Origin of the sequence: Diaphorobacter sp. JS3051 (assembly GCF_015832135.1) — a bacterium.
GTDB lineage: Bacteria > Pseudomonadota > Gammaproteobacteria > Burkholderiales > Burkholderiaceae_C > Diaphorobacter > Diaphorobacter nitroreducens.
Map to the genome: position 1 here is coordinate 3,328,754 of NZ_CP065406.1, position 20,498 is coordinate 3,349,251.

Sequence of the window (20,498 nt, forward strand, 5' to 3'; positions counted from 1 at the left end):
CGGCACAGTCCTTCGAGCGTTGCAGGGCACACGGGAGGCGGGCGATGACGCGCATCAGCCTTGTGCTGCTGCTGGCGGTGATGGCCAGCGCGCTATACCTGGTGCATACGCAATACCAGTCGCGAAGGCTGTTCACCGAACTCGATCGCGCGGTGGCTGAGTCGCGCCGCCTGGAGACCGAGCACCAGCGTCTGCAGGTGGACAAGCGCGCGCAGGCCACGCCGCTGCGCGTGGAGCGCCTGGCGCGCGACCGGCTGCAGATGCGTACCGCCACGCCGGCCATTACCGAATACGTGACCGACGGCGGTAACGTCGTCGTGCCAGCTGGCGAGGGGCGCGCGCCGTGAGCAGCCGCAGCGTCAACTACACCTCCAGCCCTCTGCTGGCCAGCAAGACACCTGTCTGGCGCAGCAAGTTCATCGTCGCCCTGGTGGCGCTGGGTTTCGTGGGCCTGGCGGGGCGCGCCGCCTACGTGCAGGTGATTGGCAACGACTTCTTTCAGCGCCAGGGCGAGGTACGTTTTGCGCGCACGCTGGAGCTGCCGGCCAACCGGGGCCGCATCCTCGACCGCAATGGCCTCATCCTCGCTTCCAGCGTTCCGGCGGCCAGCATCTGGGCCATCCCTGAAGATGTGGAAATGGCCAAACCCGAGGTGCGCGCCAAGCTCAAGGACCTGGCGCGTCTCATGGACATGCCGCTGTCCACGCTGCAGGACAAGCTGGCCGACGAGGACAAGACCTTCGTCTGGATCAAGCGCCAGCTCGACTGGGACGTGGGCCAGCAGGTCACCGCCCTGGGGCTGAAGGGCATCTACCTGCGCAAGGAATACAAGCGCCAGTATCCCGAGGGCGAAGCCGCCGCGCACGTGGTGGGCTTCACGAACGTGGAAGACCATGGTCAGGAAGGCATGGAGCTGGCCTTCGACAAGGATCTGGCGGGCAAGCCGGGGTCGCGCCGCGTGATCAAGGATCGCCTGGGCCGCGTGGTGGAGGGCGTAGGCGCCGAAGTGCCGCCCGTGGATGGCAAGGACATGCAGCTGTCCATCGACAGCAAGGTGCAGTTCTTCGCCTACCAGAAGTTGCGCGACACCGTGCAGGCGCACAAGGCCAAGGCCGGCAGCGTGGTGGTGCTGGATGCGCGCACGGGCGAGGTGCTGGCCTTGGCCAACTACCCCAGCTATGTGCCCGACAAGCGCCAGAACCTGACGGGCGAGCAACTGCGCAACCGCGCGCTCACCGACGTGTTCGAACCCGGCTCCACCATCAAGCCCATCACGGTGGGGCTGGCGCTGGAGAGCGGCCGCTTCAAGCCCGAAACCAGCGTGGACACCACGCCAGGCCGCTTGACCATCACCGGCTCGACGATCAGCGATACGCACAACTACGGGCTGTTGACCGTGGAGGGCGTGATCCAGAAGTCCAGCAACGTGGGTACCACGAAGATCGCGATGCAGCTGCCGGCGCAGGAAATGTGGGAAACCTTCTCTGCCGTCGGCTTCGGGCAAAAGCCGCAGATCGCCTTTCCGGGGGTGGCGAGCGGGCGGCTGCGCCCCTACAAGAGCTGGCGGCCCATCGAGCAGGCCACCATGTCCTACGGCTACGGGCTGTCGGCCAGCCTGTTCCAGATGGCGCGCTCCTATACCGTGTTTTCCAACGGCGGCAAGGTGATTCCCGCCACCATGCTGAAGACCCACGAAGCGCCCGTGGGCGTGCCCGTGTTCTCCGAACGCACCGCCAACCAGGTGCGCAAGATGCTGCAGATGGCCGCGGGGCCCGGCGGCACGGGCCAGAAGGCGCAGACGGTGGGCTATTCCGTGGGCGGCAAGTCCGGCACGGCGCGCAAGCAGGTGGGCAAGAGCTACGCCTCGGGCAAGTACCGCGCCTGGTTCACCGGGCTTGCGCCCATCGACCACCCGCGCATCATCGTGGCCGTGATGGTCGACGAACCCAGCAACGGCGTGATCTACGGCGGTGCGGTCGCGGCGCCGGTGTTCAGTGAAGTGGTGCAGCAGACCCTGCGCATGATGGGCGTGGCGCCCGACATGGCCGTCAAGCCGCTCATCGTCTCCAACGGTGTGGAGGAATCGCTGTGAACGCACTGCACACGCTCACCACCCTGCAGGAGGCCGTGGACTGGCTGCGCCAGCGCGTCACGGGCACGCTGCAGACGGACAGTCGCCTGATCCAGCCGGGCGATGGGTTCATCGCGTGGCCCGGCGCGGCCACGGACGGGCGCGCCCACGTGGGCGACGCCGTGGCGCGCGGCGCTGCCGCCTGCTTGGTGGAGTGCGAGGGCGTGGAGCCCTTCGCCCTCGCGGGAGACCACATCGCGGCGCTGCGCGGCCTCAAGGCCGCGACCGGCATGATTGCCTCCGAATGGTTCGGCCACCCTACCCAGCGCCTGCAGGTGCTGGCCGTGACTGGCACCAACGGCAAGACCAGCACGGCCTGGTGGCTGGCGGATGCGCTCAATCAACTATCAAAAGAAGAGCTGCCAGCGCTTGCTGGATGCGCGCTAGTGGGTACTTTGGGCATGGGCGTGCCGCCAGTGTTGCAGACCACGGGCATGACGACCCCCGACCCGGTGCGCCTGCAGCGCGCCTTCGCGCAGTTTGCGGAAGCGGGCCATCGCGCCTGCGCCATCGAGGCATCGTCTATCGGCCTGGCCGAGCACCGCCTGGACGGCACACGCATTCACGTGGCGCTGTTCACCAACTTCACGCAGGACCACCTGGACTACCACCCGGGCATGGCCGCCTACTGGCAAGCCAAGCGCGCACTGTTCGACTGGCCGGGGCTGCGCGCATCTGTGGTGAATGTGGACGACCCGCAGGGCGCCGCTCTGCACGCCGAGCTGCAGGGCAGCGACCTGGATCTGTGGAGCGTCTCTCTGCAGGGCCCCGCCCGCCTGCAGGCCAAGCACATCGTGCACACGGGTGCCGGCCTGGCCTTCACGGTGGCCGAAGGCGCGCATACCGAGGTGCTGCAAACCCAGGTCATCGGCCTGTACAACGTGTCCAACCTGTTGGGCGTGATTGCAGGCATGCGTGCGCTGGGGGTGCCCCTGGCGCAGGCGCTCCAGGCCTGTGCGCGCCTGCGGCCCGTGCCCGGGCGCATGGAGCAGTTGGCGGCCGCTGGTCAGCCGCTGGTGGCTGTGGACTATGCCCACACGCCCGATGCGCTGCACCAGGCGCTGGCCGCGCTCAAGCCCGTGGCGGCGCAGCGCGGAGGGCGGCTGTGGTGCGTGTTCGGCTGCGGTGGCAACCGCGACGCCGGCAAGCGCCCGCTGATGGGAGCCGTGGCACAGCGCGAGGCCGACGAGGTCATCGTCACCAGCGATAACCCGCGGGGTGAGGAGCCGCAATCCATCATCCACCAGATCCTGCTGGGCACGATTGCAGGCACCAGCGTGCGTGCCGAGGTCGACCGCGCCGCGGCCATCGCGCAAGCGCTGGCCGAGGCCGGCGCCAACGATGTGGTGCTGATTGCCGGCAAGGGCCATGAGGACTATCAGGAGACGGCGGGCCAGCGTGTGCCGTTCTCCGACATGGCGCACGCGCGTGCAGCGCTCGCGCGCCGAGGAGGCGTGGCATGAGCCACCACCAGAACAACTCCCCCATGATGACGCTGCAACAGGCGGTTGATCTGCTGCGCGCCCGCATTCCTGGTGCGCGACTGATCGGCGAAGGTGCCACGCCGCTCGCGCGCGCGCACACCGATACCCGCACGCTGGCCGCAGGTGACCTGTTCGTGGCGCTCAAGGGTGAGCGTTTCGATGCGCACCAGTTTCTGTCCCAGGCGCGAAGGGCCGGCGCCGCGGCGGCCATTGCGCATGCGGGCCTGGCCGACGCCGGTCTGCCCGGCATCGAGGTCCCCGACACCCTGGCCGCCCTGGGTGCGCTGGCCGCTGGCTGGCGCGCGCAGCGGGATCTGCCGCTGATCGCCGTGACCGGCAGCAACGGCAAGACCACGGTCACGCAAATGATCGCGGCGGTGCTGCGGGCCTGGAAAGGCGACGCCGCGCTGGCCACGCAGGGCAACTTCAATAACGACGTGGGCGTGCCCCTCACGCTGCTGCGCCTGCGGCCGGGCCACGAGGCTGGGGTGGTCGAGTTGGGCATGAACCATCCCGGCGAGATCGCGAATCTGGCGGACATTGCCCGGCCCACCGTGGCCCTGGTCAACAACGCCCAGCGCGAGCACCTGGAATTCATGCACACGGTCGAGGCCGTAGCGCGCGAGAACGGCAGCGTGCTGTCTGCCCTGCCGGCCGATGGCACGGCTGTGTTCCCGGCGGCAGATGCCTTCACGCCCTTGTGGCGCGAGCTGGCCGACACGCGGCACTGCCTGACCTTTGGCGAGGCCGCGGGCGAGGTGCGCTGCGCCGCAGCGCAATGGGGCGACGGCGCATGGCAGGTGCGCATCGACACCCCCAACGGCGCATTCGATACGCGGCTGGCCATCGCAGGGCGCCACAACGTCACCAATGCCCTGGCCGCCACGGCCTGCGCGCTGGCCGCGGGGGTGCCTCTGGCGAGCATTGCGCAAGGGCTGGCGGCTTTCGCGCCGGTCAACGGGCGCTCGCGGGCGCTGGCCGTGCGTTGCGGGGGGCGTTCCATCACGGTGGTGGACGACAGCTACAACGCCAACCCCGACTCGGTGCATGCGGCCATCGAGGTGTTGGCCGCACTGCCTGGCCCGCGCCTGCTGGTGCTGGGGGATATGGGCGAGGTGGGCGACCAGGGGCCGCAGTTCCACGCCGAGGCCGGCGCGCACGCCCGTGCGCGCGGCATCGAGCAGCTGTTTGCGCTGGGCGACCTGAGCGCCCACGCCGTGCAGGCCTGTGGGACGGCCGCACGGCATTTCAAGGACATGGCCACGCTGCAGGCCGCAGTGGGGCAGGCCCTGCCCACGGTGGGCAGCGTGCTGGTGAAGGGATCGCGATTCATGAAGATGGAACAGGTCGTGCAGGCGCTGCAGGCACTGCATGAGGACGGCGCCGCAGGCGCGGCCGCGCAAGGGGGAGCCGCATGCTGCTGATGCTGACCCAATGGCTGCAAGGCCTGTCGCCCGAGCTGAGCTTTCTGCGGGTGTTCCAGTACCTCACGCTGCGGGCGGTGATGGCGGCGCTGACTGCGCTGCTCATCGGCCTGATCGCGGGGCCGAAGGTCATCCGCATGCTGACCTCGCTCAAGATCGGCCAGCCGATCCGCGGCTACGCCATGCAGACGCACCTGTCCAAGAGCGGCACGCCCACCATGGGCGGCGTGTTGATTCTGGGCTCCATTGCCATCTCCACGCTGCTGTGGTTCGACCTGTCCAACCGTTTCGTGTGGATCGTGCTGGCCGTGACGCTGGGGTTTGGCGCCATCGGCTGGGTGGACGACTGGCGCAAGGTGGTCAACAAGGACCCCGAGGGCATGCGTTCGCGCGAGAAGTATTTCTGGCAATCGGTGATCGGGCTGCTGGCCGCGCTGTACCTCGTCTTCAGCATTTCCGAGAACTCCAACACGCGGGTGTTCGAGCTGTTCATCACCTGGGTGCAGTCCGGCTTTTTGATGGACCTGCCGCCCAAGGCAGGCCTGCTGGTGCCGTTCTTCAAGGAAGTGAGCTACCCGCTGGGGGTGCTGGGCTTCGTGATCCTGACCTACCTGGTGATCGTGGGCTCCAGCAACGCCGTGAACCTGACCGACGGCCTGGACGGCCTGGCCATCATGCCCGTGATCATGGTGGGTGCCTCGCTGGGCATCTTCGCCTACGTGACCGGTAACGCGGGCTATGCGAAATACCTGCTGTTCCCTTATATCGCCGGCTCGGGCGAGTTGTTGATCTTCTGCGCCGCCATGGCGGGCGCGGGCCTCGCCTTCCTGTGGTTCAACACCCACCCCGCCCAGGTTTTCATGGGCGACGTCGGCGCGCTGGCTTTGGGCGCTGCGCTGGGCACGATCGCGGTCATCGTGCGCCAGGAGATCGTGCTGGCCATCATGGGCGGCATCTTCGTGGTGGAAGCGCTGTCGGTGATGCTGCAGGTGACCTGGTTCAAGTACACCAAGCGCAAGTATGGCGAGGGCCGGCGCCTCCTCAAGATGGCGCCGCTGCACCACCACTTTGAAAAGAGCGGCTGGAAGGAGACGCAGGTCGTCGTGCGCTTCTGGATCATCACCATGCTGTTGTGCCTCGTGGGTCTGACCACGCTGAAGCTGCGATGAACACTGGCCACCACGATCCCCTGCACCCCGACGCATTCGGCGCCGCAGCGACGACTGTGCCGCCGGCGCCCGTGTCCGCGCCCGGGGAGCGGGACGACGCGTTGCCGCAGGATGCGGCGCACGACAGTCCGCCGCAGGATCTATCGCCCTTGCCAGCGCCCGCGCAAGATGCAGCGGCGCGCTATGACTACACCGCACCCGCGGTGTCAGCCGCGGCCGCCGCGGCCGAGTTCGTGGCGCGCATCTTTGCCGACGCGGCTCCGGCGGACGGTGGCGCTGGCGCGTCTGCTGAAGACACACCCGTTTCTCCGGCTGCGGACCACGCCGTTGAGGAACCTGCCGTCGCGTCCGAGGAGGCCCCGCAGGCGCCGCCCGCGCTTGCCGGCAAACAGGTGCTGGTGCTGGGCCTGGGCGCTTCAGGCCTGGCCATGGCGCGCTGGTGTGTGCGCTGTGGTGCGCAGGTCACCGTGGCCGACACGCGCAGCAGTCCGCCGCAGCTGGCGGTGCTGCGCGCAGAACTGCCGCAGGTGGAGTTCATCGCCGGCGCCTTCGATGAGACCCTGGTGCAGGGGCGTGCGCTGCACGCGGTATACCGCTCGCCGGGTCTGAGTCCGAATGAGATTGCTCCTGTTGTTATAGCTGCTCGCGCGCGCCAGATAAGCGTGGAAGGCGAATTGGGCTTGTATACGCAGGCGCTGCGCGAGCTGCGTGCCGGTCAGGGCTACGCGCCCGCGGTGCTGGCCATCACCGGCACCAACGGCAAGACCACCGTGACCTCGCTCACGGGGCTGCTGGTGGAGTGTGCGGACAAGCGCGTGGCGGTGGCCGGCAACATCGGCCCCACGCTGCTGGATACGCTGGCGCAGCACATCGACGCGGGCACGCTGCCCGAGGTGTGGGTGCTGGAGCTGTCGAGCTTTCAGCTCGATGGCGTGCAGGGCTTCGAGCCCACGGCCGCGGCCGTGCTGAACATCACGCAAGACCACCTGGACTGGCACGGCAGCCTGCAGGCCTACGCACAGGCCAAGGGGCGCATCTTCGGCGAGACCGGCCTCATGGTGCTCAACCGCGAGGACGCGGAAGTCATGGCCCTGCTGCCGCCGCCAATGCGCGTGAAGCTGCAAAAGCCCCAGTTGCGCGCGCACGTGACCTTCGGTGGCGACATGCCGCAGCGCCCGGGGGACTTCGGCATCGAGGTCGTGAGCGGCATGGCCTGGCTGGTGCGCGCACACGAAGCGGACGAAACGGCCAAGCGCGGCAAGGCGCAGGACGCCGAGCTGCACATCCAGCGCCTGATGCCCGCCGACGCGCTGCGCATCCGCGGGCGGCACAACGCCATCAATGCCCTGGCTGCGCTGGCGTTGGCCCAGGCTGCGGGCTGCCCGCTCGCGCCCATGCTCTACGGCCTGCGCGAATACCGCGGTGAGCCGCACCGCGTGGAGCCCGTGGGCATCGTGCGCGAGGTGGAGTACTTCGACGACAGCAAGGGCACCAACGTGGGCGCCACGGTGGCTGCGCTGACCGGGCTGGGCGCCGACCGGCGCCTGGTGGTGATCCTGGGTGGCGATGGCAAGGGTCAGGACTTCTCGCCGCTGGCCGCGCCCGTGGCGCGCTATGCGCGCGCGGTGGTGTTGATCGGGCGCGACGCGCCGCAGATCCGCGCCGCGCTGCAGGGCTGCGGCGTGCCGCTGCAGGACGCCGCCACGCTGCCCGAGGCCGTGCAGTTGGCCACACAGCGCGCCCATGCGGGCGACGCCGTGCTGCTGTCGCCCGCCTGCGCCAGCCTGGACATGTTCGACAACTACGCGCACCGCGCTCGCGTTTTCTGCGAAGCCGTGCAGGCGCTGGCCGAAGACGCCGGCCAGACGCTGGAAGGAGGGACGGGATGACCGCCGCGCCCGCCGCTTCCCGTCCCTCGCTGTGGCAGCGCGTGCGGGCCTGGGCGGGCGCCGCGCCGGCCGCAAACGCCGACGTCCTGCCCGTGCGCGTGGGCGGCACCGAATACCGTCGCACGGCCGCCACGCCCGCGCGCGTGCTGGGCTTCGACCAGGCGCTGTTGTGGGTGGTGGTCCTGCTGCTGGCCTTCAGCGTGGTGATGGTGTATTCGGCCTCGATCGCCATGCCGGACAACCCGCGCTTTGGCAACATCGCGCCCACGCACTTCCTGCTGCGCCACGCGATTGCCATCGGCGTGGGGTTCGTCGCGGCACTGATCGCGTTCCAGGTATCGATGGACACCTGGGAGCGCATGGCGCCGTGGTTGTTCGTGGCCTCCATCGTGCTGTTGATCGCGGTGCTGATCCCGCACGTGGGCACCATGGTGAATGGCGCGCGGCGCTGGCTCAGCCTGGGGTTCATGAACTTCCAGCCGTCCGAGCTGGCGAAGTTCGCGGTGCTGATCTACGCATCGGACTACATGGTGCGCAAGATGGAGGTCAAGGAGCGGTTCTTTCGCGCCGTGCTGCCCATGGCCGCCGCCGTGGCGGTGGTGGGTGCGCTGCTGCTGGCAGAGCCCGACATGGGCGCCTTCATGGTGATCGCGGTGATCGCCATGGGCATCCTGTTCCTGGGGGGCGTGAACGCGCGCATGTTCTTCCTGATTGCGGGTGTGCTGGTGGCGGCCTTCGCCATCATGATCGCCAGCTCACCCTGGCGCCGCGAGCGCGTGTTTGCCTACCTCGATCCGTTCAGCGAGCAACACGCCCTGGGCAAGGGCTACCAGCTCTCGCATGCGCTGATCGCCATCGGCCGCGGCGAGATCTTCGGTGTGGGGCTGGGCGGCAGCGTCGAGAAGCTGCACTGGCTGCCCGAGGCGCATACCGACTTCCTGCTGGCGGTGATCGGCGAAGAATTCGGCCTGGTGGGCGTGCTCACGCTGATCGTCGCCTTCCTGTGGATGACGCGGCGCATCATGCACATCGGCCGCCAGGCCATTGCGCTGGACCGCGTGTTCTCGGGCCTCGTGGCCCAGGGCGTGGCGATCTGGGTGGGCTTTCAGGCCTTCATCAACATGGGAGTGAACCTGGGGGCGCTGCCCACCAAGGGGCTGACGCTGCCGCTGATGAGCTTTGGCGGATCGGCCATCCTGATGAACCTGGTCGCCATCGCGGTGGTCCTGCGTGTGGATTACGAAAACAAGCTGCTCATGCGCGGAGGCCGTGCATGAGGAACCTTATTCACCGTCTCGGGCTTGTGGCAGTGCGTCGGTACTGCCGGCTTGCCATGCCCCTGCACGCGCGCCGCGCACCAGGAGCGCCGACATGACGTCAAGTTTCGGCCACAGCCAGCACCCCCGCCGTGGGCGATCCGCGCGCGCGCGGGCCGGACGGCGCGAGGGCGTTCAGTCCAATTTTCCCGCGACGCAGGTCCTGGAGCGCTCTGCGCACTCCCTTCCCGCGCGCCAACGCACGGCGCTGGTCATGGCCGGTGGCACGGGCGGACATATCTTTCCTGGCCTGGCACTGGCCGAGGCGCTGCGCGAACGTGGCTGGCAGGTGCATTGGCTGGGCACGCCCGGCAGCATGGAAGAGCGCCTGGTGCCGCCGCGCGGTTTCGCGTTCGAGGCCATCGACTTCTCCGGCGTGCGCGGCAAGGGCCTGAAGACACTGCTGGCCTTGCCACTGCGGCTGGCACGCGCATGCCTGCAGGCGCGCGCGGTCGTGCGCCGGCTGCAGCCGGACGTGGTGATCGGCCTGGGCGGGTACGTCACCTTCCCTGGCGGCATTGCCGCGCGCCTGGCGCGCAAGCCGCTGCTGCTGCACGAGCAGAACTCCGTGCCCGGCATGGCCAACAAGCTGCTGTCGCGGCTGGCCACGCGGGTCTACACGGCCTTTCCCAATGTGCTGCCCGATGCGCAGTGGGTGGGCAACCCCATGCGGCGCGCCTTCACGCGCCAGCCCCGTCCCGAGCGGCGCCTTGCCGGGCGCGAAGGTCCGCTGCGCCTGCTGGTGGTGGGCGGAAGTCTGGGCGCCAAGGCGCTCAACGACATCGTGCCCCAGGCGCTGGCATGGATCCATGAGCAGGACCGTCCCATCGTCACCCACCAAAGCGGAGAGTCCCAAATCGAGGCCCTGCGCCGCAGCTACGCGGCGGCGGGCGTCGAGGCCACGCTCACGCCGTTCATCGAGGACACCGCGGCCGCGTTCGCCGACGCGGACCTGGTGCTGTGCCGCGCGGGCGCCAGCACGGTGACGGAGATTGCGGCCGTGGGGGCTGCGGCGGTCTTCGTGCCATTCCCGCACGCGGTGGACGACCACCAGACCACCAACGCGCAGTACCTGGTGAAGGTGGGCGGGGGCTGGCTGGTGCAGCAGGCCGACCTGACCGCCCACGGCCTGGCCGAGATGCTGCAGAACATGAAGCGCCAGGACCTGCTGGCCAAGGCGCAAAAGGCACGCACGATGCGAAAGATCAACGCAACCCGCGACATCGTCGCGGCATGTGAAAGGCTGGCACGATGAAGCAGGCCATTCGCCACATCCACTTCGTCGGCATCGGTGGCTCCGGCATGTGCGGCATTGCCGAGGTGCTGCACAACCTGGGCTATGTGGTTTCCGGCTCCGACCTGGCCGACAGCCCCACGCTGCGCCGCCTGCAGTCATTGGGCGTGGCCACCCATGTGGGCCACGCGGCGGCGCACATCGCTGGTGCGGACGCCGTGGTGACCTCCACCGCTGTGCAGGCCGACAACCCCGAGGTGCTGGCCGCGCGTGAGCGCAAGATTCCCGTGGTGCCGCGCGCGTTGATGCTGACCGAGCTGATGCGCCTGCGCAAGGGCATCGCCATTGCCGGCGCACACGGCAAGACCACCACCACCAGCCTGGTGGCCAGCGTGCTGGGGGAGGCGGGGCTGGACCCGACCTTCGTGATCGGCGGGCGGCTGAACAGCGCGGGCACCAATGCCAAGCTGGGCCAGGGCGAGTACATCGTGGTCGAGGCCGACGAGTCGGATGGCTCGTTCCTCAACCTGCTGCCCGTCATGGCGGTGGTCACCAACATCGATGCCGATCACATGGAGACCTACGGCCACGACTTCGGCCGGCTCAAGCAGGCATTCGTGGACTTCCTGCACCGCATGCCGTTTTACGGCACGGCCATCCTGTGCATCGACAACCCGGCGGTGCGCGACATCCTGCCGCTGGTGACCTGCCCGGTGACGAGCTACGGCCTGTCCGAGGATGCCGAGGTGCGCGCCGTGGATGTGCGTGCCGTGGGCACGCAGATGCATTTCACCGTGCAGCGGCGCAACGGCGTGACGCTGCCGGACCTGCAGGTCGTGCTCAACCTGGCCGGCGAGCACAACGTGCTCAACGCCCTGGCGGTGATCGCCGTGGCGGCCGAGCTGAACGTGCCCGACGAGGCCCTGCTGCGCGCACTCGCCGGTTTCACCGGGGTGGGGCGGCGCTTCCAGCGCCACGGCGACCTGCCCGCGCAGGGTGGGGGGCACTTCACGCTCATCGAGGACTACGGGCACCACCCGGTGGAGATGGCGGCCACGCTTGCGGCCGCGCGCGGGGCGTATCCGGGGCGGCGCTTGGTGCTGGCCTTCCAGCCGCACCGTTACAGCCGCACGCGCGACTGCTTCGAGGACTTCGTCAAGGTGCTGGGCACAGCCGACGCGGTGCTGCTGACCGAGGTCTATGCCGCGGGCGAGGCGCCCATCGTGGCGGCCGACGGCCGGTCGCTGGCGCGCGCACTGCGCGTGGCCGGGACGGTGGAGCCGGTGTTCATCGACAACGTGGCCGACATGCCGCAGCGCATTGCCGCGGGCGCCCGGGATGGCGATGTGGTGCTGTGCATGGGGGCGGGCTCGATCGGTGGCGTACCCGCCAAGGTGGTTGATTTGCTACAAAAAAATGAGCTGCTAGCGCAGGAAGGACGGGCGCAATGAGCCAAAATGACCCCAAGATTGATGTGAAGGCGCTGGGCAAAGTGGCCGTGCTCATGGGGGGCACGTCGGCCGAGCGTGAGGTGTCGCTGATGTCGGGCGGCGGCGTGCTGCAGGCGCTGCGCTCGCGCGGCGTGGACGCGCATGCGTTCGACCCCGCGCACAGTGATCTGTCGGAGCTCAAGGCCCACGGCTACAGCCGCTGCTTCATCGCGCTGCACGGCCGCCATGGCGAGGACGGTACGGTGCAGGGCGCGCTGGAGCTGCTGGGCATTCCGTACACCGGTCCCGGCGTGATGGCGTCCAGCATCGCCATGGACAAGATCATGACCAAGCGCATCTGGCGCGCGGACGGCCTGCCCACGCCAGACTGGCGCCTGGTGTCCAGCAGTGCGGAGACGGCCCAGGCCTTCCAGGCGCTGGGCGCGCCGATGATCGTCAAGCCCTCGCGTGAGGGCTCCACCATCGGCCTGACCAAGGTCACTTCGCTGGGGCAGTGCGAACAGGCGTATCGGCTGGCCGCGCAGCATGACCCCGAGGTGCTGTGCGAGCAGTTCATCGATGGTGACGAGACCACCTGTCCCATACTGGGCCAAGGCGCCGAGGCGCGCGCGCTGCCGGTGATCCGCATCGAGGCACCGCAAGGCAACTACGACTACCAGAACAAGTACTTCACTGACGTCACGCAGTACCACTGCCCGAGCGGCCTGCCCGAGGCCGAGGAGCGCGAGATCCAGCGCATCGTCGTGCAGGCTTACCGTACGCTGGGTTGTCGCGGCTGGGCGCGCGCCGACATCATGATCCGCGCGAGCGATCGCAAGCCCTTCCTGCTGGAAATCAACACCTCGCCCGGCATGACCGGCCACTCGCTGGTGCCGATGTCGGCCAATGCCAGCGGCATCAGCTACCCCGACCTGTGCCTGCGCATCCTGGCGAGCGCGTCGCTGGACGCGCTGCAGGGCCGGGCCGGTGCGGCAGGAGGACGGGAGCCGGTATGAACAACACGCTGCCCGCACCGCTGGACGTTCGCCTCATGAACATGACCGCTACGGTCCTGTTCCTGGGCTGCGCCCTGGCCGTGCTGGCGGTGGGCGGGGGCTGGCTGCTGCGCCACCCTGCGTTTTCGATCGGGCGCATCGTGGTGGAGGGCGACCTCGTGCACACCAGCGCGTTGAGCCTGCGTGCCAACGTTGCGCCGCAACTCGTGGGCAACTTCTTCACCATCGACTTGCAGGCCGCGCGCCGCGCCTTCGAGCAGGTGCCCTGGGTGCGGCAGGCCTATGTGCGCCGCGAGTTCCCTAGTGGACTGCGCGTGCAGCTGCAGGAGCACGACGTGGTCGCCTACTGGGGCGCCGAAGGCAGCGACACCCTGGTCAATAGCCGGGGCGAGGTCTTTGAAGCCGACGCGGGCGACCTGGAGCAGGACAACCTGCCGCGCCTGATGGGCACGCCCGAGCGCTCCGCGGAGTTGCTGCAGATGTACCGCCAGCTGGCGCCCGCGTTGGCGCCGCTGGGTTCCGGCATCGACTCGTTGCAGCTCACGGGAAATGGAGGCTGGCGGGTCACGCTGGACAGCGGGGCGGTGCTGGAGCTGGGGAGTGGCTCGACGCAACTGCTGATGCAGCGCGTGTCGCGTTTGGTGCACACGCTGCCGGACGTGGCGCAGCGGCAGGGGCGTCGCGTGGATGCGCTGGAGTACGCCGACTTGCGGCATGAAAGCGGCTATGCGCTGCGCCTGCGCGGCGTCACCACCGTGAGTACGGACGCACAGAAGGCGGCTGCGCTGCGCGCGGCGTCGCGTGCGCGCAGGGCGGGGCAGAACAACTGAGGGCAGGACAGAGAACTATGGCAAGAGAATACAAAGACGTGGTCGTGGGGCTGGACATCGGCACCGCCAAGGTCATGGCAGTCGTCGCTGAAGTGCTGCCCGGGGGCGAGCTGAAGCTGGCCGGCCTGGGCGTAGCCCCCAGCAATGGCTTGAAGCGCGGCGTGGTGGTGAACATCGACGCTACGGTGCAGAGCATCCAGCAGGCGCTGAAGGAGGCCGAGTTGATGGCCGACTGCAAGATCCAGCGCGTCTATACCGGCATCACGGGCAGCCATATCCGCGGCCTCAACTCCAGCGGCATGGTGGCCGTGAAGGACAAGGAGGTCACGCCGGCGGACGTGGCGCGCGTGGTGGAGACGGCCAAGGCCATCAACATCTCCAGCGACCAGCGGCTGCTGCTGGTGGAGCCGCAGGAGTTCGTGATCGACGGGCAGGATGTCAAAGAGCCCATCGGCATGAGCGGCATCCGCCTGGAGGCCAAGATCCACATCGTGACCGGCGCGCAGAGCGCGGCCGAGAACATCATCAAGTGCGTGCGCCGCTGCGGCCTGGAAGTGGAGCAGCTGATGCTGAACCCGCTGGCGAGCAGCCAGGCCGTCCTTACCGATGACGAGCGCGAACTGGGCGTGGCCGTGGTGGACATTGGCGCGGGCACCACCGATGTGGCCATCTTCACCGGGGGGGCGATCCGCCACACGGCGGTGATCCCGATCGCGGGCGACCTGATCACCAGCGATATCGCGATGGCGCTGCGCACACCCACCAAGGACGCCGAGGACATCAAGGTGGAGAGCGGCTACGCCAAGCAGTTGCTCGCCGACCCTGAGGCGCAGGTCGAGGTGCCGGGCCTGGGCGACCGCAGCCCGCGCATGCTGTCCAAGCAGGCGCTGGCGGGCGTGATCGAACCGCGCGTGGAGGAGATCTTCTCGCTGGTGCAGCAGGTGATCCGCGAGTCCGGCTATGAGGAGGTGCTGTCCTCGGGCATCGTGATCACGGGCGGCAGCTCCGTCATGCCGGGCATGGTGGAGCTGGGCGAGGACATCTTCCTCAAGCCCGTGCGCCGCGGCATCCCGAAGTACTCCAGCGCGCTGGCCGACATGATTGCCCAGCCGCGCGCCGCCACGGTCATGGGCCTGCTGGAAGAGGCGCGCCTGGCGCGCCTGCGCGGCTTCAAGGTGGCAGCCAAGAGCGGGTCGGTGAAGACCGCATTTGGCCGCTTCAAGGACTTCATCGTGGGGAACTTCTGACATGACCTTCCCCCCGCTCTGGATGGCACGCGCCAGTCCGCCGCCGCGGCGCCGCGGGCGATGGCGAAGTACCGCACCTCCGCCCGACGGCAATGACCGTCCCCTAACAAACACCAACCTACGGCAATTGCAAATCACAACCCAAGTTTCAGGAGCACCATCATGACCATCGAAATGATCGAGTCCGAAGAGTTCAACCAGGGCACGCAGATCAAGGTGATCGGTGTCGGCGGGGGCGGCGGCAACGCCGTCGAGCACATGATCTCGCGCAACGTGCAGGGCGTGGAGTTCGTCACGGCCAACACCGACGCGCAGGCGCTCACCCGCAGCACGGCGCATCGCACCATCCAACTGGGCGCAAGCGGCTTGGGCGCAGGCAGCAAGCCTGACAAGGGCCGCGAGGCCGCCGAGGCTGCGCAGGAGGACATCCGCCAGGCCATCCAGGGCTCGCACATGCTGTTCATTACCGCCGGCATGGGCGGCGGCACGGGCACGGGCGCTGCGCCCGTGATCGCGCGCGTGGCCAAGGAGATGGGCATCCTCACGGTGGGCGTGGTCACCAAGCCCTTCGATTGGGAGGGCGGGCGCCGCATGAAGAACGCCGACGATGGGCTGGCCGAGCTCGAAGCCAACGTCGACTCGCTGATCGTCGTGCTCAACGAGAAGCTGCTGGAGGTGCTGGGCGATGACATCACCCAGGAAGAAGCCTTCGCGCACGCCAACGATGTGCTCAAGAACGCGGTCGGCGGTATCGCCGAGATCATCAACGAGTACGGCCAGGTGAACGTGGACTTCGAGGACGTGCGCACCGTGATGGGCGAACCCGGCAAGGCGATGATGGGCACGGCCACGGCCAGCGGCCCGGATCGCGCGCGCATCGCGGCCGAGCAGGCCATCGCCTGCCCGCTGCTCGAAGGCATCGACCTGTCGGGCGCCAAGGGCGTGCTGGTGCTGGTCACCGCAAGCAAGGGCAGCCTCAAGCTGGCCGAATCGCGGCTGGCAATGAACACCATCAACGCCTACGCCTCGCCGGACGCGCATGTGATCTTCGGCGCGGCATACGACGACACGCTGGGTGACGAGATCCGCGTGACCGTGGTGGCCACGGGCCTGTCGCGCCAGAACGCGCGCCGCCAGCCCATGCAGGTGGTGCAGGGCAGCCTGCGCACCGGCACGGACAACGTGGCGTACCAGATGCCGATGGCCGGCGCAGCGGTCGGAGTTTCCGCCGGCATGGTGGGCGGTGCGGCCCAGGCCGACTACGGCAGCATGGCCGTGCCGAGCGTCTGGCGCACCAACCGTTCCGTGGCCACGGCGCGCGTGGATGCGCTGTCTTCGGGCGGCATGGATGAACTGGAGATTCCGGCCTTCCTGCGCAAGCAGGCGGACTGAAGCTCCACCGGCGCCACGACCAAGGTGCCTGAATGAAAAAGCCGCTGGCGTGCCAGCGGCTTTTTCATGTGCGGTCGCGCATCCGCATGACGTGCGCTACACGGCGCGCGCTGGCGCCTGCGGGCGCCGCACGGATCGGCGTCAGAACGATTCCCAGTCGCCGTCGTCCGGGCCGGCGCCGGGCGCCTTGGCGGGCTTGGCCTGTAGCGCGGGTGCCGCGGGAGTGGACAGAGCGCGAGGTGCGCTTGCGGCCGGGCGCGCCGCGGGGGTGCAGCACGCGTGATCGCCGTGGCGGGGCGGGGCCGCTGTACCTCGCCTGCCTGCACGCGGAACAGCGCCACCACGTCCGTCAGCTTCATGGCCTGCTCGCGCAGGCTGGCCGCCGCGGCGGTGGATTCCTCCACCAGCGCGGAGTTCTGCTGCGTCATCTGGTCAAGCTGGTGCATGGCGGTGCTGACCTGGGCAATGCCCTGGCTTTGCTCGGAGGTGGCGGCGCGCACTTCGCCAATGATGTCCGTCACCCGCTGAACGCTGCTGACGATCTCGGTCATGGTGCTGCCGGCGCTGTCCACCAGTGTCGTGCCGGAGCGGACCTTTTCCACCGAATCGTTGATCAACGCCTTGATCTCCTTGGCGGCTTGCGCACTGCGCTGCGCGAGCGTGCGGACTTCTCCGGCCACCACGGCAAAGCCCCGGCCTTGTTCGCCGGCGCGTGCGGCCTCCACGGCAGCGTTGAGCGCCAGGATGTTGGTCTGGAAGGCGATACCGTCGATCACGCCGATGATGTCGCTGATCTTGCCGCTGCTGGCGTTGATGCCTTCCATGGTGCTCACCACCTGGGATACCACGTCCCCGCCGCGTGCCGCCACCTGCGCGGCCGATGCGGCCAATTGGTTGGCGGTCTGGGTGGCATCGGAGGTCTGGCGCACCGTGCTGGAGAGCTCTTCCAGGGGTCTCCTCGTTTTCAGTGCAATAAGTGACGGTACGCAAAGCTAGCACTGGCGCGGGGGTGGTCTGGGTAGACCGTTGATTTCATTGACTTTCCTGTTCGCTTTGTAAACGGGTATGGTGGCCTCCCACTTTTGAGGTTCACGATGCAGGGTTGGCACACAACGTTTTTGGGGATGCGTGGGCTCCCCCGCGATATCAGCGACTTCGAGATGAAGGCATTTTTCACCTTCGATGGTGCCGAGCGCGACGCAATCAATGCACGCCGAGGTGATTCCCACAAGCTTGGTCTGGCGCTCCATATTGGTTTCCTGCGCATGAGTGGGCGTTTGCTCGGTGCCTTTCGGGTAATTCCAGTAGCCTTGTGGCGCCACCTTGGCAACGAGCTTGGCATTGCAGCACCAGAAGTCGCCTCGCTGAGAGCCATGTATGAACGCGGGCGCACGCTATTCGATCACCAACAAGTAGCCTGCACGGTCCTTGGATTCCAGTGGATGAGCGAGCACCAGCGCCGCTCACTGGTACGTGAACTGCGCGACGAAGTGGCGCGCTGCGCCGACCGCGATCAGCTACTCGTGCGGGCGCGTCAATGGCTGTACAAGAACAAGCTGGTGATCGTGCACGAGCGGGCAATTCGGACACTGATTGCGGCGGCACTTGCCCAGCTTGAAGTTGAAACAGGCACCGCCATCGCCGCCAGCGTTGATCCAGCAACACTTGATCGCTGGCGAGCCTCAGTTTCAGAGCTGCGCCCAGATGGACAAACCCAGCAGAGTTGGCTATGGGCTGCACCGGCGAAACACTCAACCCGCCAAATCAGCGAGGTACTGGAGCGCATCGACCTGCTTTACACGCTGGACGTTCATAAGCACCTGGCAGACATCCCCGATCTCATCTTGCGCCGCTACGCGCGCCGACTTGTCTCCAGGCCGCCCTCAGCCGGAGCCAAGATCAAAGAGCCAGCGCGCACCGTGGAGGTCGCATGCTTTCTTCGGTATTGCCTGTTCACCACCACAGACCAGTTGATCCTTATGGTGCAGCGCCGGATCGCCGATCTGTGGCGTCAGGCTGCCGCCGATGTCCCCGCTACCGTCAATTGGGCCGCAATGTACAAAACGCTGCTCGGCGAACTTGTTGCCTTGAGCGCGCAAGGTGCGGTGCCAGATGCTGAGTTGCGTGCCCGTCTTGAAGCCTTGATCACCGAAACCCAGAAACGCAAACCACCGAGCAGGGCCTCCCTGGTCCGCGAGGGATTGATTGATGGAATTCGCCCCGTGCGGTCGTTGCTCGTCGCCATTGCAAAGCTGCCCTGGCAGGCCACCGGCGAGCATCCTGCCATCGAGTACCTTGCCAAGCTGCAAGCTTTATATCTCAAAGGATCCAGAAAGCTGCCAGTTGAAGTGGTGGCACCAAGTCTGGGAATGATCTGGCAGGTTTCGATCTCCAGCCCAGACCGGGAACGGGCGTTTCAGGCGTTGGAGGTGGCCACCCTGTTTGCCCTGCGCCGCGCGGTGCGCAATGGCTCGGTCTGGATTGAGCACAGCCTGAGCTTTCGGGGTCGTGCGCGCTTGTTCTTCACGGACGAGCGTTGGCAGGCAGAGTCCAAGAAACACTATGCCCGTCTATCGTTACCCAGCAAGGCTGCCACTTTCTTGAAGCCTTTGCTGGCCAGAGTAACTGCCGGTGTCGATGCGGTGGCCGCTGCAGCCCGCAGTGGCGTACTGCGCGTGGATGATGAACTCCATTTGTCGCCATTGCCCGCAGAGGACGAAGACCCAGAAGTGACCAAGCTGCGCGCGGCTTTGGGTCACCGCATCGGTGAGGTTCAATTGCCGGAAGTGATTCTGGCCGTTGACGCCCAGGTGCGCTTTAGCTGGATCATGCTCGGACGTGAGCCGCGCTCTACCGACGAGCTGCTGATGGTCTATGCCGGCATCATGGCCCACGGCACCAGTCTGACTGCGGTCGAATGCGCGCGCATGATTCCGCAATTGTCTGCCACCAGCATTCGCCAGGCCATGCGCTGGGCGCGGGACGAACGGCGTCTGAGCCAGGCCTGCCAGGCTGTGCTGGAATTCATGCAGCGACACCCGATTGCCGCCACCTGGGGGCGGTCCGATTTGGCATCTTCTGACATGATGACCATGGAGACCACCAAACGGGTGTGGCAAGCCCGGCTTGATCCTCGGCGCAACACACCTTCCATTGGAATCTACTCCCATGTAAAAGACCGGTGGGGCATCTTCCATGCGCAGCCCTTTGTGCTCAATGAGCGCCAGGCGGGCGTGGCCATTGAAGGTGTCATCCGCCAAGAAAAGCTGGAGACCAGCCAGCTTGCTGTGGATACCCATGGCTACACCGACTTTGCCATGTCACATGCCCGTTTGCTTGGTTTTGATCTTTGCCCGCGGTTGAAGGAACTCAAACAGCGCCACCTCTTTGTGCCACGCGGCACCAAAGTGCCCGCAGAAATCGCTGCGGTGTGCGAAGCCAATGTCGACGTCGCTTTGATCGAAAAGCATTGGGATAGTCTGGTGCACCTGGCAGCCTCGGTCATGAGCGGACATGCCAGTGCGGTGGCAGCTCTTGCGCGGTTCGGTTCTGCCGCCCAGGGCGATCCAATCTATGAGGCTGGCGTGCAATTGGGGCGGTTGCTGCGTACGGCGTTTTTGGCTGACTACTTTGTCAAGGACGCTTTCAGGAACGAGTTGCGCCGGGTGCTCAATCGGGGCGAGGCTGTTAACGCCCTCAAGCGCGCCATTTATACCGGCCGGATCAGCCCGGCGCAGGCCAAACGTGTCGATGAAATGCAGGCTGTGGCCGATGCGTTGAGCCTGATGGCCAACATCGTGATGGCGTGGAATACCTCACAGATGCAGTAAGTGTCCGCCCAACCCCGTACTTGCTGACCGGCTCGCGGCCAGGCATCGTCACCTCCTGAATGGACAGGGGGTTTTTCGATGCAGACAGGGCTACCTTGGCACCGGC

13 protein-coding genes and 2 pseudogenes are annotated in these 20,498 nt (G+C 67.3%); 14 read left to right on the forward strand and 1 reads right to left on the reverse strand.

All coding sequences use genetic code 11. The annotated features are described in order from the left end of the window. Nucleotides 1–44: 44 nt before the first annotated feature. From ftsL to ftsZ, 13 genes are all read left to right on the forward strand, one after another. On the forward strand, nt 45–347 hold the full coding sequence (gene ftsL, locus I3K84_RS15845) for a cell division protein FtsL (RefSeq protein ID WP_015914268.1): 303 nt from the start codon (nt 45–47) through the stop codon (nt 345–347). After that, nucleotides 344–2,092: a penicillin-binding protein 2 gene (locus I3K84_RS15850; protein ID WP_196994967.1), complete on the forward strand. Its 1,749-nt coding sequence runs from the start codon at nt 344–346 to the stop codon at nt 2,090–2,092. Before ftsL ends, I3K84_RS15850 begins: the two co-directional genes overlap by 4 nt. Continuing rightward, nucleotides 2,089–3,594, forward strand: a complete 1,506-nt coding sequence (locus I3K84_RS15855; RefSeq protein ID WP_196994968.1) for a UDP-N-acetylmuramoyl-L-alanyl-D-glutamate--2,6-diaminopimelate ligase — start codon at nt 2,089–2,091, stop codon at nt 3,592–3,594. The genes I3K84_RS15850 and I3K84_RS15855 overlap by 4 nt, the downstream gene beginning before the upstream one ends. Beyond that, nucleotides 3,591–5,039 (forward strand): UDP-N-acetylmuramoyl-tripeptide--D-alanyl-D-alanine ligase, encoded by a 1,449-nt coding sequence (murF, locus tag I3K84_RS15860; RefSeq protein ID WP_231403346.1) that lies wholly within the window; start codon nt 3,591–3,593, stop codon nt 5,037–5,039. The genes I3K84_RS15855 and murF overlap by 4 nt, the downstream gene beginning before the upstream one ends. Further along, nucleotides 5,030–6,208, forward strand: a complete 1,179-nt coding sequence (mraY, locus tag I3K84_RS15865) for a phospho-N-acetylmuramoyl-pentapeptide-transferase (protein WP_011806767.1) — start codon at nt 5,030–5,032, stop codon at nt 6,206–6,208. The genes murF and mraY overlap by 10 nt, the downstream gene beginning before the upstream one ends. Continuing rightward, nucleotides 6,205–8,097, forward strand: a complete 1,893-nt coding sequence (gene murD, locus I3K84_RS15870; protein ID WP_196994969.1) for a UDP-N-acetylmuramoyl-L-alanine--D-glutamate ligase — start codon at nt 6,205–6,207, stop codon at nt 8,095–8,097. The genes mraY and murD overlap by 4 nt, the downstream gene beginning before the upstream one ends. Further along, nucleotides 8,094–9,374: a putative lipid II flippase FtsW gene (gene ftsW / locus I3K84_RS15875; RefSeq protein ID WP_196994970.1), complete on the forward strand. Its 1,281-nt coding sequence runs from the start codon at nt 8,094–8,096 to the stop codon at nt 9,372–9,374. Before murD ends, ftsW begins: the two co-directional genes overlap by 4 nt. 94 nt (nt 9,375–9,468) lie before the next feature. Next, nucleotides 9,469–10,668 (forward strand): undecaprenyldiphospho-muramoylpentapeptide beta-N-acetylglucosaminyltransferase, encoded by a 1,200-nt coding sequence (murG, locus tag I3K84_RS15880; RefSeq protein WP_196994971.1) that lies wholly within the window; start codon nt 9,469–9,471, stop codon nt 10,666–10,668. Then, nucleotides 10,665–12,098, forward strand: coding sequence for a UDP-N-acetylmuramate--L-alanine ligase (gene murC / locus I3K84_RS15885; RefSeq protein ID WP_123676129.1), 1,434 nt, complete (start codon nt 10,665–10,667; stop codon nt 12,096–12,098). The genes murG and murC overlap by 4 nt, the downstream gene beginning before the upstream one ends. Then, complete coding sequence (locus I3K84_RS15890; protein WP_196994972.1) at nt 12,095–13,093, forward strand: D-alanine--D-alanine ligase; 999 nt, start codon at nt 12,095–12,097, stop codon at nt 13,091–13,093. The genes murC and I3K84_RS15890 overlap by 4 nt, the downstream gene beginning before the upstream one ends. Continuing rightward, complete coding sequence (locus I3K84_RS15895; RefSeq protein WP_015914260.1) at nt 13,090–13,923, forward strand: cell division protein FtsQ/DivIB; 834 nt, start codon at nt 13,090–13,092, stop codon at nt 13,921–13,923. The genes I3K84_RS15890 and I3K84_RS15895 overlap by 4 nt, the downstream gene beginning before the upstream one ends. 17 nt (nt 13,924–13,940) lie before the next feature. Further along, nucleotides 13,941–15,170, forward strand: a complete 1,230-nt coding sequence (ftsA, locus tag I3K84_RS15900) for a cell division protein FtsA (RefSeq protein ID WP_015914259.1) — start codon at nt 13,941–13,943, stop codon at nt 15,168–15,170. A gap of 162 nt (nt 15,171–15,332) precedes the next feature. After that, nucleotides 15,333–16,562, forward strand: a complete 1,230-nt coding sequence (gene ftsZ / locus I3K84_RS15905) for a cell division protein FtsZ (protein WP_011806759.1) — start codon at nt 15,333–15,335, stop codon at nt 16,560–16,562. Between the two features lie 141 nt (nt 16,563–16,703). Here the strand turns inward: ftsZ and I3K84_RS15910 are convergent. Next, a pseudogene (locus I3K84_RS15910) lies at nt 16,704–17,524 on the reverse strand (methyl-accepting chemotaxis protein); the annotation flags it as partial. A gap of 132 nt (nt 17,525–17,656) precedes the next feature. On the opposite strand from I3K84_RS15910, the pseudogene I3K84_RS15915 reads away from it, so the two are divergent. Continuing rightward, a pseudogene (locus I3K84_RS15915) lies at nt 17,657–20,389 on the forward strand (Tn3-like element IS1071 family transposase); the annotation flags it as partial. Nucleotides 20,390–20,498: the final 109 nt, after the last annotated feature.